General features: G+C 49.7%; 13 protein-coding genes and 1 riboswitch. Of the genes, 10 read left to right on the top strand and 3 right to left on the bottom strand.

Translation table 11 applies throughout. The features are described 5' to 3' along the window. Positions 1–20: 20 nt before the first annotated feature. The 8 genes from NST99_RS28150 (at position 21) to NST99_RS28115 (ending at position 8,874) form a co-directional block, all read left to right on the top strand. Positions 21–1,646, top strand: a complete 1,626-nt coding sequence (locus tag NST99_RS28150) for a putative polysaccharide biosynthesis protein (RefSeq protein WP_341096101.1) — start codon at positions 21–23, stop codon at positions 1,644–1,646. A 107-nt stretch (positions 1,647–1,753) separates the two neighbouring features. Continuing rightward, complete coding sequence (locus NST99_RS28145) at positions 1,754–2,098, top strand: thioredoxin family protein (protein ID WP_341096098.1); 345 nt, start codon at positions 1,754–1,756, stop codon at positions 2,096–2,098. A gap of 136 nt (positions 2,099–2,234) precedes the next feature. Next, on the top strand, positions 2,235–3,167 hold the full coding sequence (locus NST99_RS28140; protein WP_341096096.1) for a COX15/CtaA family protein: 933 nt from the start codon (positions 2,235–2,237) through the stop codon (positions 3,165–3,167). Between the two features lie 99 nt (positions 3,168–3,266). Continuing rightward, a complete protein-coding gene (locus tag NST99_RS28135; RefSeq protein WP_341096094.1) occupies positions 3,267–5,042 on the top strand; it encodes a UbiD family decarboxylase in 1,776 nt (591 codons plus the stop codon). Positions 5,043–5,186: 144 nt separating this feature from the next. After that, complete coding sequence (locus NST99_RS28130) at positions 5,187–5,927, top strand: Cthe_2314 family HEPN domain-containing protein (RefSeq protein ID WP_341096092.1); 741 nt, start codon at positions 5,187–5,189, stop codon at positions 5,925–5,927. 89 nt (positions 5,928–6,016) lie between these two features. Beyond that, positions 6,017–6,159: riboswitch (SAM riboswitch) on the top strand. Positions 6,160–6,258: 99 nt separating this feature from the next. Then, positions 6,259–7,275 (top strand): methionine ABC transporter ATP-binding protein, encoded by a 1,017-nt coding sequence (locus NST99_RS28125; RefSeq protein ID WP_341096090.1) that lies wholly within the window; start codon positions 6,259–6,261, stop codon positions 7,273–7,275. 38 nt (positions 7,276–7,313) lie between these two features. Next, positions 7,314–7,943, top strand: a complete 630-nt coding sequence (locus tag NST99_RS28120; RefSeq protein WP_445745050.1) for a methionine ABC transporter permease — start codon at positions 7,314–7,316, stop codon at positions 7,941–7,943. A gap of 52 nt (positions 7,944–7,995) precedes the next feature. Then, positions 7,996–8,874 (top strand): MetQ/NlpA family ABC transporter substrate-binding protein, encoded by an 879-nt coding sequence (locus NST99_RS28115; protein ID WP_341096085.1) that lies wholly within the window; start codon positions 7,996–7,998, stop codon positions 8,872–8,874. Positions 8,875–9,098: 224 nt separating this feature from the next. On the opposite strand, the gene NST99_RS28110 is transcribed toward NST99_RS28115, so the two are convergent. Then, positions 9,099–9,347: a NifU family protein gene (locus tag NST99_RS28110; protein WP_038596139.1), complete on the bottom strand. Its 249-nt coding sequence runs from the start codon at positions 9,345–9,347 to the stop codon at positions 9,099–9,101. 82 nt (positions 9,348–9,429) lie between these two features. Between NST99_RS28110 and NST99_RS28105 the strand changes: the two genes are divergently transcribed. Beyond that, entirely contained in the window at positions 9,430–9,684 is a 255-nt protein-coding gene (locus NST99_RS28105) for a YuzB family protein (RefSeq protein ID WP_341096083.1), read from the top strand. A gap of 35 nt (positions 9,685–9,719) precedes the next feature. Here the strand turns inward: NST99_RS28105 and NST99_RS28100 are convergent, their stop codons facing one another. Next, complete coding sequence (locus NST99_RS28100; protein WP_341096082.1) at positions 9,720–10,781, bottom strand: NAD(P)/FAD-dependent oxidoreductase; 1,062 nt, start codon at positions 10,779–10,781, stop codon at positions 9,720–9,722. An 82-nt stretch (positions 10,782–10,863) separates the two neighbouring features. Further along, positions 10,864–11,970 carry an aminofutalosine synthase MqnE gene (gene mqnE, locus NST99_RS28095; protein ID WP_038596132.1) on the bottom strand — a complete coding sequence of 369 codons (1,107 nt, stop codon included), beginning with the start codon at positions 11,968–11,970 and terminating at the stop codon, positions 10,864–10,866. A 351-nt stretch (positions 11,971–12,321) separates the two neighbouring features. On the opposite strand from mqnE, the gene NST99_RS28090 reads away from it, so the two are divergent. Beyond that, positions 12,322–12,681 (top strand): HesB/IscA family protein, encoded by a 360-nt coding sequence (locus NST99_RS28090; RefSeq protein WP_038596130.1) that lies wholly within the window; start codon positions 12,322–12,324, stop codon positions 12,679–12,681. The last annotated feature ends 140 nt before the right edge of the window (positions 12,682–12,821 follow it).

Raw genomic sequence — 12,821 nt, 5'->3', positions numbered from 1 at the left:
AGCGAAGAAGGCGAAACAGTTTGTCCAAGAAAGAATCTTTTGTCAAAGGCACGCTTATTCTGGCTGCGGCTGCGCTCGTGGCCCGGGTGCTCGGGCTTGTCCAGCGGGTGCCGCTGGAGCATTTATTTGATGTTAAGGGGAACGCTTCGTTCACGCAGGCGAACAACGTCTACCTGCTGCTGCTGCCGCTGGCAACAGCCGGAATCCCCAGTACACTAAGCAAAATGGTATCCGAGCGTTACGCCCTGAACCGGCCGCATGAAGCGCAGCAGGTGTACCGGGCCGCACTTATATTTGCCGCTATTGTAGGTGTGCTGATGAGTACAATCTTGTACATAGCTGCTCCTTATTATGCGGAACATACCAAGGTTCCTGAGAGCACCCTGGCCATCCGTGCTATTGCCCCGGCGCTGCTGCTGTTTCCCTGCATCGCGATGATGCGCGGTTATTTCCAGGGACGTAACAATATGATGGCTGGAGGAATCTCGCAAATTGTCGAGCAGATTGCCCGGGTATCCACGGCCGTGCTGCTCGCTTTTATTTTGCTCCGCCAGGGATACAGCAATACATGGATGGCAGCCGGCGCTTCATTCGGCAGCGTGCTCGGCAGTATCGGCGCATTTGGCGTCATGCTTTATTATGCAGTAAAGCTGCGCCGCAGTGAGGAGCAAGTGGCCCTCTATAAAACCAATGAAGCCAAATTGCCGCTGCTGGGCATTTACAAGGATATTTTTAAGCTTTCTATACCCATTGTGTTATCTTCAATTACAGTTCCGGTAGTGAACTTTATCGATACTTCCTTCATTGTGCCACTGCTTAGTGGACAAATCGGCATGGCAGAAGCGACCCAGGCTTTGGCGATCTTTGGCAGCCGGGCGCAGAGTATCGCGGGAATACCTCCTGTGTTGTCCATTGCGCTAAGCACCTCGCTGATTCCGATTATCTCAGCCGCCTACGCCCGGCGCGATGAAGAGCATTTGAAACGCCAGGTGACGCTCGCGATGCGCATTTCGATATTAACGGGAACACCGATTGTACTTGCTCTCGTTGTCTCAGCCTATTCTGTGAACGGACTGATCTTCAGCAGTCTTGATGGCAGCGGGATTGTTGCGATGCTGACGCTTGGAACGATTTTTCAGATTACAATGATGACGACCAACTCCATTCTGCTGGGAATGGGGAAATCACGAATTTCCATGTATTATGTTATGGCAGGTCTTCTCGTGAAATTGGGTTCAAACTTCCTGCTGAGCCGCGCCTTCGGGATATACGGCATTATCGCAGCAACGGCGCTTTGCTTCTTCATTATTACTTATCTAAATCTGCGCATGCTCAAAACGATTGTTCCTTTTGAGATTATGGGTAAACGGTGGGGCGGATTTGCCATTGCGGTCCTCGCTTCCGGCGGAATTGGTTACGGCCTGAACGAAGCTGGAGTTATGCTGACCCATCTGATGCCTGCACGGATTGCTTTCCTGATTACCTGTCTGGTTGTGGGAGCGGCTGTTGTTGTAATTTATCTTGTACTCCTGATTGTGCTGGGTGTGCTGAGCCGCCAGGAGGTTGCCAGTTATCCGCGTGCTTTGCAGAAGCTGCTCAAACCACTGATGAAGCTTCAGCCTGAACGTGTTCGTACTAACGAATAATGCTATGATTAATATCTTATTTCGTCTATTTTATTTGACTTCCTGAGCACATTTTGCTTCACTTAAAGGGTAACCGACTCAATGATGAAGAAAGGATTGGATAATCCATGGATAAAATTTCTTCCCCTGCGGAATTTCAGGTAGCGATTCAATCACCGCGCTTGAGCGTAGCTATATTCAAGGCGGATTGGTGCTCCGATTGCAAGTTTATTGATCCTTTTATGCCTGAAGTGGAGCAGAAATACGATGGACGTCTTACGCTTGTAGAGGTGGATGTTGATGCGGTAGGCGATGTCAGCCAGGAACAGAACATTCTTGGAATTCCCAGCTTTGTCGCTTACACCGACGGGCGTGAGCTTGTAAGATTCGTTAATAAGCTGCGCAAATCCCGTGAGGAAATTGAGAGTTTTCTGAATACGGCGCTTGAGGTTTATCTGAGTATTCACAAGTAATGATGTTTGCACACCGCTTTCGCCTTGATAGAGCAGAAGCGGTGTTTTTTTTAAAATAAAAGAATTTATATACTTCATGCTATAAATTATCCTTATATTATCCAGTTCATTCCTATGAAAAAAGCGGGTGATCCTATTGACGACAAATCAATTGAAAACGCTTAGCTATATCACTTGTCTCACAATGTTTTTCGCCTTGCTTGGAGGCGCTGTGGTCACGAAGACGGGATCGGGACTGGAGTGCGGACATGATTGGCCGCTCTGCCACGGAAAGCTGATTCCAGCCTATACCGTGGGATCAATGATCGAGTACACCCACCGCTTGTTCAGTGGGTTGGCGGGTTTGATGTCGTTAATATCGGTGTTTGCCTTTTGGCGTTATGCCCGCAGACAGAAGGAACTGCTCGTTTATGCTGGGCTGACACTTTTTTTTGTAGTGGTACAGGGTGGAATGGGAGCGCTTGCGGTCATGCAAGCGCAGTCTGCTGCGGTGATGGCCCTGCATATGGGCTTCTCTTTAATTGCTTTCGCCAGCTCACTCATGCTCGCGCTGGGGACGAAGAGGCGGCATGAATCTAGAGCCGTAGAGGAAGCTTACGGTCAAGGGGTAAGCCGGGGGTTCCGCAACTTAACGTGGTTTACGGCGTTATATTCATATATTGTCGTTTATATCGGAGCTTATGTTAGCCACACAGATTCACAGGGAGGCTGCTCCGGCTGGCCGCTCTGCAATGGGGAATGGATTCCCGAGCTGTCTGGTGGTGTAGGCATTGTGTTTGTACACCGGGTTGCGGCGGCGCTGCTGTTTGTTCTGATTGCACTGCTTGGACATTTAGCCTATTGGAAACACAGAGCATGGCCTGAGCTGAGGGCTCTGGGCGTTGTCGCGGTTGTGCTCTGCCTGCTGCAGGTACTCAGCGGTGCGGCTGTGGTGCATACGCTGTATAACGAACAATTGTACATATTTGCTGCGCTGGCCCATATTTTGCTGATTGCTGGACTGTTCGGAGTCTTGTGCTACATGAGTGTGCGTGTAGGGCAGCTGAGCAGAAAGAATAAATCAAACTAAATGCAGGGGAAATGTTCGTCTGTCCTGTATCGTTAGTTCTCAGTAGAGACTGCCAATCAGACTTTGGGCACTCAGCCAGGTTTGAGGAGGAACAATAAAGTGGGATACGATAATTTGCGTCAATGGATCGAGCAGTTGAGAAAGGATAAGGATCTCGCTGTGATTGATACTCCGGTGGACCCCTATCTTGAACTGGCGGAGATTCATCGGCGTGTGGTTCGGGAAGAAGGGCCGGCATTGCTCTTTACCCATGTAAAAGGAACACCTTTTCCGGTCGCGACAAATTTATTCGGGACGGTCCGCAGGGTAAACCAGGCATTTGGGACCCGGCCCGAACAGCTGATGAAGTCGCTGACGGGGGCGGTGGAAACTTTGCTGCCGCCCACCCCCTCGGCGATATGGAAAGAAAAAGGGCTGCTGTATGATCTGCTCAAGGTCGGCGTCAAAGATGTGCCGCAGGGTGAAGCGCCTGTGCTGGGCATATGCCGCAGTACCGACCCGCTGCAGGAGTTGCCCAGAGTGACAAGCTGGCACGAGGATGGCGGGCCGCTGATTACCCTTCCGTTAGTATATACCGAGAGTATTACCAATCCGTTGAACCGTAACCTTGGAATGTACCGTGTGCAAATTTATGATGATAATACAACAGGTGTCCATTGGCAAATCCATAAAGGCGGCGGTTTTCATCACCGTGAGGCTGAACTGCTCGGCGAGGCGCTGCCAGTCTCCGTATTTCTCGGCGGCCCGCCGGCGCTGATTGCCTCAGCCATTGCTCCCCTGCCGGAGCGGCTGCCTGAACTGCTGCTGGCTTCGCTGATGCTTGGCCGCCGGCTGCCCATGGTTAAGGATCCCATGGGCGGACACCGGATTCCCGCTGAATCCGAATTTGCCATCCGCGGTCTTGTAACGCCGCTGGAGCGTCGCCCGGAGGGACCTTTCGGAGATCCCTACGGATATTATTCCCGGCAGCATGATTTCCCTGTCCTGCATGTTCAGCGGATGTGGCATCGCAAGGATGCGATTTATCCGGCAACGATTGCCGGCAAACCCCGCCAGGAGGACTATTATTTGAAGGATTTTCTTCAGCGCCTCCTGTCCCCGGCCTATCCGCTGCTGATGCCGTCAGTCAAGGCGCTGTGGTCTTATACCGAAGCCGGCTCGCATTCGCTGGCAGCCGCCGTTGTGCGTGAAAGCTATTCGCGCGAAGCGCTGGCCTCGGCTTTTCGCATTCTGGGAGAAGGCCAGCTGTCTTTGACCAAATTTCTGCTGCTGACGAATGAGCCGGTGGATCTTTGCGATTTCCCCAAGCTGCTGGAGACGGTACTGGAGCGTTTCGATCCGAAAACTGATCTGGTTGTGCTGAATAATACGGCTCAAGATACCTCTGATTATACTGGACAGCAGCTGAATCGCGGCAGTAAAGGCATAATGATGGGAACCGGCTCCCCGGTTCGGGTCCTTCCCCGTATCTATAATGAGGGAGTGCTTCCCGGAATTACCGGCGTTGTTCCTTATTGCGGAGGATGTTTAACGGTATCGGGTGCATCCTATATAGACGACCCTGAGCTTCCGCTGAGACTGATCGCCGAACTGCGCCAGAACGAAACGGAATGGCCGCTCGTCATCCTGGTGGATCACGCCGCTGAAACTGCTCAGACGCAAACCTCCTTTCTGTGGACTGTGTTCACCCGGTTTAATCCGGCGAGCGATATTTACGCAGAATCCGAGGTTAACCGCCATCACATTGGCTATAAGCTGCCGATTGTTATCGACGCCCGCATGAAGCCCGATTATCCGGATGAGCTGGAACCATGCGGGGATATTGTGAAGGTGGTCGACCAAAACTGGAGGAACTATTTCCCGATGCTCACATAACTAAGCGAATGCTTCCGATGTTAGTTTTGTACGAAGAAGAATCAGGAAGAATTGCTCACATAACTAAGCGAATGCTTCCGAAGCGAGTTTTGTACGAAGTAGATTCAGGATGTAATGCTTACAAAACTTTAAGGAGGACAAAACATGCTGCGGATATTACTGGGAGAACCGCCGCGCGAGAACGGCGGTGTACTGGCTGAAGCCATGGACAACATGGCGAAGCTTGCAGCGATGCTGCGCAAGGAGATGAACGCGCATGAGGACCACGACCATGAATACCGCAAGCTGGAGATATGGACGCGCGGGCTGATTTCCTCCCTGGACGAGTTGGAGCAAAGCTGGTTCGCGGCAGCCTTTTACAGGAAATTGGTTGTTGCCGGTTATATGGATGATATGACGGTGATCGAGCAGGGCGATTATGCCCGGTACGTTTATTTTTATAAAAACGGCTTTATTCGTGTCTTCTCACTGCTGGACAAGCTTGGAACTGTATTGAACAGTCTGTATAATCTCAACACGACCAAGGTCAAAGCCCATTTCTCGTATTTCACCGTGCTGCGGCAATTTCAATTGCTCAAAGCGCATGCGCCGCTGGCGGAAGAACTGGAGAATATCAAGAACTCTTACCGGGAGCCGCTGCAGAATCTGCGTAAACGCCGCAACGCCGAAATTCATTATATGAATGCAGAAATGCAGGATGATCTCTGGCAAAGACATCAAGGGCTGCATGACAAAATTCAGCTTGAAGATTTGGACAGTCATCTGGAGGATTTAAAGCAGTGCCTTGAGATGGTGTGCAAATCTTTAAGCGCTTCGTTCCGTTACAGCAATGAGCAGTGGCGTAAAAACGCGGCAGCCTTGAAAGCAAGAGACGGCTCTAAGTAAAACTTTCCCTTTGACAAAAAACCTGAAACTTACTATACTTAGGCATGCATTCGTTTCTCACAGAGAACGGCAACTAATTTCATATCATAATCTTATCGAGAGCGGCGGAGGGATAGGCCCGATGAAGCCCGGCAACCGATTTGTGTAATACGCGTCAACCCGCGTTTTAGATGAATGTCATGGTGCTAATTCCTACAATACCGCGTGGTTTGCGGTCTTTGGCAGATGAGAAGGCATTGTTAATAAACGCACAGGGCCTCTTGCGATCTGCAATCGATCGTAAGAGGTCTTTTTGATGTTATAGAAAGAAATAAAGAGAGGGGGACATCAATTGATAGAGCTAAAAGGTTTAACCAAGGTCTACGGAAAAGGCAGCAAGGCCGCTACAGCGCTCTGGGATCTGAACCTGTCCATCAAAAAAGGTGAGGTTTTTGGAGTAATCGGTCATTCCGGAGCGGGAAAAAGCACCCTAATCCGATGCATTAACCTGCTGGAGCGTCCGACAGAGGGTGAGGTATGGGTGAACGGTGTGGATCTGACGGCGCTGAATCAGAGGCAATTGCAGGAGCAGCGGCGCAAAATCGGAATGATTTTTCAGCATTTCAATCTGCTCACTTCGGCTACAGTATACGATAATATCGCTTTTCCGCTGCGGCTGATGGGCACTCCGGGAAAAGAAATTGACCATAAAGTGAAGGAACTGATAACACTGGTTGGTCTCGAACAACATCTGAACAAATATCCTGCCCAGCTGTCCGGTGGACAGAAGCAGCGGGTGGGCGTGGCCCGTGCCTTGGCTAGTGATCCCGATGTGCTGCTATGCGACGAAGCGACCTCAGCGCTGGATCCGCAGACAACAGATTCCATTCTGCGTTTGCTGCTCGATATCAACAAGCGATTTAATCTGACCATTGTGCTGATTACGCATGAAATGCATGTTATACAGAGCATCTGTGACCGGGTCGCAGTCATTCATGGCGGCGGTATTATCGAGCAGGGGAATGTTGCAGAGGTATTCCTAAAGCCCAAGCATGAAGTAACCAAGGAATTTATCCGTAGTGAAACTCAGCAGGACGGGCCTCTTCGGGCGGCCATTGATGCGGTGAACGGTGAATTCGGCAAGGCCGTCAAGATTACCTTTTTGGGACAAAAAACGTACGAGTCTACCTTGTCCCATGTGGCCCGCGATACCGGAGTCAACTTTGCGATTTTGCAGGGGACAATCTCCACAATTAAAGATGTGCCTTACGGCCAGCTGATTGTCCGTTTTGAAGGGTCTCCTGAAGCGGTTGAAGCCACAATCGCCGAGTTAACGGCGCAGGGGCTTGATGTGGAGGTGATTTCATAGTGGGCGGATTGAATTTTAATACGATTAATTGGGAAGAAATGCTTGATGCATCAGTGGCTACACTAAAAATGTTGGCATTTTCCGGAATATTCACAATTATTCTTGGTTTACCACTCGGAATTGTGTTATATTTATGGGGAAGATCAAATAACATTGTTATCAGGGTTATTTACTCGGCATTATCGCTGCTTGTAAACATCCTGCGTTCCGTTCCATTTCTTATTCTAATGGTAGCATTGATTCCTTTCAGCAAGTCAATTATGGGGACTTCGATAGGCGTGCTCGGTACAATTCCGGCGCTGGTCATCGGTGCGGCTCCGTTTTTTGCCAGGCTGGTAGAGACAGCACTGCGTGAGGTTGACCGGGGCGTGATTGAAGCAGCACAAGGAATGGGAGCTTCCACAGGGCAGATCGTTATGCGTGTACTTTTGCCCGAGGCTCGTCCAGGCTTGCTTGCCGGAGTGACCATCACTCTCGTTACGCTCGTTTCCTATACCGCGATGTCGGGTATGATCGGCGGCGGCGGTCTTGGTGACCTGGCAATCCGCTACGGTTATTACCGGTATGAGAAAGAAGTTATGATTATCTCCGTAGTGCTGATGGTTATACTAGTTCAGCTGCTGCAAATGGCCGGAGACCGGCTGGTCAAATTTTTTACCCGGAAATAAGGTACGTCCATATATAGCCTTATTCATACACTTAATAAAGGGGGATTTACAGATGAAGAAAGTACTGCTCACATTTTTCAGTTTGACCTTGGTATTGGTGCTGGCTGCTTGCGGCAACAATAACAATACCAATAACGTGGCTAATTCCGCCGCAACGAATGCACCAGTAACAGATGCTTCTGCAGAGCCAACGACCGAACCAGCTGCAGAACCTGTAACCCTCGTGGTCGGCGCATCTCCTGTGCCGCATGCTGAAATTCTCAAGGCTATCGCTCCGCTGCTTGAAGCACAAGGCATCAAGCTGGAAATCAAAGAATTTACAGACTATATCCTGCCGAACACACAGCTTGCCGAAAAGGCACTGGATGCGAACTTCTTCCAGCACAAGCCTTACCTTGATGACCAGAACAAAAAGAACGGCTCGGAACTGGTATCGGTAACTGCTGTTCACGTTGAACCTTTCGGCGCTTATTCCAAAAAAATCAAATCGATTGATGAACTGGCTGACGGCGCGAAAGTAGCCATTCCGAACGATGCCACCAACGGTGGACGCGCACTGATCCTGCTGGCCAAAAACGGTCTGATCACCTTGAAAGACGACACTAATATTACTTCCACCAAAGCGGATATTACCGAAAACAAAAAGAAACTTGAGATCATTGAATTGGATGCAGCAATGCTGCCACGCCAGCTTGATGAAGTGGATATTGCTCTGATCAACACCAACTTTGCACTTGAAGCGGGCCTTGTTCCAACCAAAGATGCATTGTTCATTGAAGGAGCAGATTCCCCTTACGCCAACCTGCTGGTATCCCGTCCTGATAACAAGGATTCCGATGCTATCCAGAAACTGGCTGCAGCTTTGAACTCTGCGGAAGCTAAAGCATTTATCGAAGAGAAATACGAAGGTGCGATTATCCCTGCATTTTAAGCTAGTGCCTTAGCCGACTTAACAGATTACAACGAAAACCCCCGCATGCCAGAAAAAGGCATGCGGGGGTTTTTAGCACTCCGGTTGTTGCGAAATGTGAAATCCTCTATAATATATATAACAAGTGGAAACGATAATTTATAGTGTAAAGCCTATAAGTTCTTATACTTCAAAAAAATCCCGGGTCTTCTTCTCAGAAGATCCGGGATCGGTATCAAACGGGATTAGAATACTTGAACAACTTCTTCTACGCCTTCTACTTCTTCAAGGAGGGCGCGTTCGATCCCGGCTTTCAACGTGATCGTGGAGCTGGGGCAACTGCCGCAGGCACCCATAAGCTTCAACTTAACAATGCCGTCTTCAACATCGATCAGTTCGACGTCACCGCCATCGCGCTGCAGGAACGGACGAAGTTTATCGAGCACTTCCAGTACTTCATCATACATGGTGGTGCTTTGTACATTCTCACTCATTTCTCAATCACTCCTTTCGTAAGTTCATTATAGTACAAAAAGTTAAAAAATAAAATGGTTAGTGCAGAATAGGGAGAGCATCATGAGACCAATTATTGAATTTTGTGCCAGTAATATTGGCCATGGCACGGAACCGCTGAAACAAAAGCTGGAACAAAATCCGGAATACGATGTAATTGAATACGGTTGTCTGAACAACTGCGGCGAGTGCTACCTGCAGCCATTCGCCATGGTTGACGGCGAAATTATTGAAGCAGCTTCTCCGGAGGAACTGGAAGCAGCTATCGAGGCCGCAATTAAGGAACAGGAAGCATGGGACAATCTGGAACTGGACTAGCCAAAGGCTAGTCCTATCCTTGGCCTACCCTTAACTTAACCCAAAGGCCGTTTGGACATCCAAAGTACGCCGCTTTTCAGCAGACGGGGGACACGTCCCATGACGGAGCGGCGGCCCATCAGCCCGAAACCGGCATGTTTGCCCAGGGAACCAAGCGTTCCCTTCAGCTTGATCGCATGGAGCTTCGGCGTTTCGCCGCGCCACAGCGCCTGAAGGATATGTGCTACCTGTTCCCCTTGCGCTCCGGCTGCCTGGGCACTTGGAGCGAATGGAAGGCTGGCGCAGTCGCCGAGCACGTACACTTCCGGATAATCCGCTATATTGTAATATTGGTCCAGCATGATCCGGCCACTCCGGTCTTTCGCTACTTCGAGCTGCTGGACTACCCGGACCGGCTGAATTCCGGCGGTCCATACAGTAACATCAGCAGGAATAGCCTGGGTGCCATTGTAGATGGCATCCTTTTCTACATGAGATACGGAAATTTTGCCTAGCGTCTCGACATGGTGTTCGCTGAACCATTCTTCCACATACTTGGACAGCTTCGCCGGAAAAGCCGACAGCACCCGTTCCCCGCGATCCAGTATAGAAATATTCAGGTCAGGACGGCTTTCACGCAGCTCTGCAGCAATTTCCACTCCGCTTAATCCCCCGCCTACAATATTAACTGTTCCATAAGGCTTCACATCATTCAGCCGCCGATACGTTTCCCGCGTTCCCGAGAAGCTCTGGATACTGCAGGTATATTGCTCTGCTCCTTGAATGCCATGATAATTATCTGTACAGCCGAGAGCGATCGCCAGGATATCATAGGAAACCGGCTCACCGGTCTCCATGAATATCATTCTGCTCTCCAGATCAATGGAGCCTACCTCACCATATCGGACGGTCAGACGCGGATGCACGGGAAATTGGATGCGTAAATGGTAATCGTTCACCGTCCCTGCAGCAAGCGCATAATACTCCGTCTTGATTCCCTGATAAGGCATCCGGTCGATTAGGACGATCTCCATATCATGAGGGAGATGGTTGTTGAGCAGTTCTTGGATAAGGGCAAGGCCGCCGTAGCCGCCGCCCAGGACGAGTAGTGTTCTCATGCAGACCGATCTTCCTTTCGAGTAGTGCTCAAATATGGTTTTCCCAGCAGCGAAGGACAATTCCGGTAACTCAGTTGTTTATTTATTCGTAAACCTTAATTTCATTGTAGAAGGTATCCCGTTCAACCGGAATCCGACCGGCGCCTTTTACGAGCCAGATCAATTCTTCGCGTGTCAGACCTTCGGGCGTTAAAGCACCCGCGGCGTGACTGATCCGTTCTTTTAAGATCGTGCCATGCACGTCGGAAGCTCCAAAGCTTAAGGCAACTTGAGTGAGCTGCGCGCCAATATTAATGAAGTAAGCTTTAATATGGTCAATATTATCCAGCATCAAACGGCTGATCGCAATCGTCTTAAGATCCTCGTACGCGGAGTTGCGGCGCATAATCCCGGCGTTTTTGTTCTTGGGCTGCATGGACAGCGGGATAAATACCATAAATCCATTCGTCTCATCCTGCAGCTCGCGGATTTGCAGCATATGGCGGATGCGGTCCTCATGCGATTCGATGGAGCCATAGAGCATAGTGGTGTGCGTCTTCATGCCCATCTGATGGGCAACCCGGTGCACTTCCAGATACTCTTCGACGTTTGCTTTATCAACACGCATTTTTTTACGGTATTGGTCAGAGAGAATTTCAGCTCCGCCTCCGGTAAGTGATTGGAGTCCGGCTGCGCGCAGCTGCTCCAGCACTTCACGGATGCTGAGTCCGCTGATCCGGGTGAAGAAATCAATTTCCGCCGCAGTATAGGCTTTTAAGGTAACTTCAGGAAACCGCTCATGCAGAGCTTTCAGCGAATCAACGTAATATTGGAAGGGCACCTTATCATTATGGCCGCCGACAATATGGAATTCGCGTACGCCGGGATGAATATGCTGTTCGACATATTGCACCATTTCCTGACCGGAAAGCGTATAAGCGCCTTCTTCTCCGTCATCCTTGCGGAAATTGCAGAATGCACAGTGGGATTCGCAAACATTGGTGAAATAAAGACTCATGTTTTCGATAAAATATACCTTGTTTCCATTCTTGCGCTGGTTGACCTCATTAGCCAGCTGGCCGATCGTTAGCAAATCGTTGCTCTCATATAAATAAACGCCGTCTTCCAAATTTAATCGTTCTCCGCCGCGAACCTTTTCGATAATGTTCGCCATTCTGGCGTCTGTGTGGGGGGTGATAAGAGTAGACATATGATTTCCTCCTGAAGGTTTGGCGAGGTGAATACACCCGCAGAATCGTAACCGAAAATTACTAAAACACACGTTGTCCAGCGTAAAAAATGGAGGCTTTGATGGCCTCCGTGACAATTTTCCGAATTTTTACGTATATTGCTTCCCCTATTATAAACCTCTCTCCAAGGGTGAGCAACCGCTGAGACTTGAAGTATAGAGCGGATAAATCGTATCCAAGGCAGCAGATATGACTTGAGGGCATGGGAAGAGTGGGGTATACTTAATTTAATATAGAAAATTACTTTTGGCCGGAAGGCTGTCATAGCATAAGAAGCAGATAGGCTAACAAACTTTCAGGAGGTTGAGATCATGATTACAATTAGTGAAACAGCGGCAGAACAACTCAAGACAATGCTGGCTGAGCAGGAGCTTCCCAACATGTTCCTTCGTCTTGGCGTAACCCCGGGGGGCTGCAGCGGGTTCTCCTACGCTATGGGCTTTGACGATAACGAGAGCGAGCAGGATGTCTACCTGGATGTCGCTGATCTCAAGGTAGTTGTAAGTAAAGACGACATCCGTTATCTCAACGGTCTGGAGATCGACTTCGAAGAATCCGGCATGACCGGCGGGTTCACCATTAATAACCCGAATGCCACCGCCACCTGCGGCTGCGGTTCCTCCTTCCGAACGAAGGACGATGCCGGCAAGCCTGCAGCTGAGCCTTGCTGAATGGGAAGAGTCGTTTAGTGTCAAAGATACAACCCTTCATGACATACAAAATAAGACTTCAAGGTTAATCGCCTTGGAGTCTTTTTGTATTTCCAATATTTGGTGTGCCTGATATACTGGAGCATAAATGAACCATACGG

Origin of the sequence: Paenibacillus sp. FSL L8-0470 (assembly GCF_038008625.1) — a bacterium.
Classification (GTDB): Bacteria; Bacillota; Bacilli; order Paenibacillales; family Paenibacillaceae; genus Paenibacillus_AQ.
Note: the sequence above shows the minus strand (reverse complement) of the source record. Positions and strands in the feature narration are given on the sequence as shown.

Coding starts and splice junctions, on each gene's coding strand:
- NST99_RS28145 (WP_341096098.1), top strand. CDS start 1,754: ATGGATAAAATTTCTTCCCCTGCGGAATTTCAGGTAGCGATTCAATCA.
- NST99_RS28130 (WP_341096092.1), top strand. CDS start 5,187: ATGCTGCGGATATTACTGGGAGAACCGCCGCGCGAGAACGGCGGTGTA.
- NST99_RS28120 (WP_445745050.1), top strand. CDS start 7,314: ATGCTTGATGCATCAGTGGCTACACTAAAAATGTTGGCATTTTCCGGA.
- NST99_RS28115 (WP_341096085.1), top strand. CDS start 7,996: ATGAAGAAAGTACTGCTCACATTTTTCAGTTTGACCTTGGTATTGGTG.
- NST99_RS28110 (WP_038596139.1), bottom strand. CDS start 9,347: ATGAGTGAGAATGTACAAAGCACCACCATGTATGATGAAGTACTGGAA.
- NST99_RS28105 (WP_341096083.1), top strand. CDS start 9,430: ATGAGACCAATTATTGAATTTTGTGCCAGTAATATTGGCCATGGCACG.
- NST99_RS28100 (WP_341096082.1), bottom strand. CDS start 10,781: ATGAGAACACTACTCGTCCTGGGCGGCGGCTACGGCGGCCTTGCCCTT.
- mqnE (WP_038596132.1), bottom strand. CDS start 11,970: ATGTCTACTCTTATCACCCCCCACACAGACGCCAGAATGGCGAACATT.
- NST99_RS28090 (WP_038596130.1), top strand. CDS start 12,322: ATGATTACAATTAGTGAAACAGCGGCAGAACAACTCAAGACAATGCTG.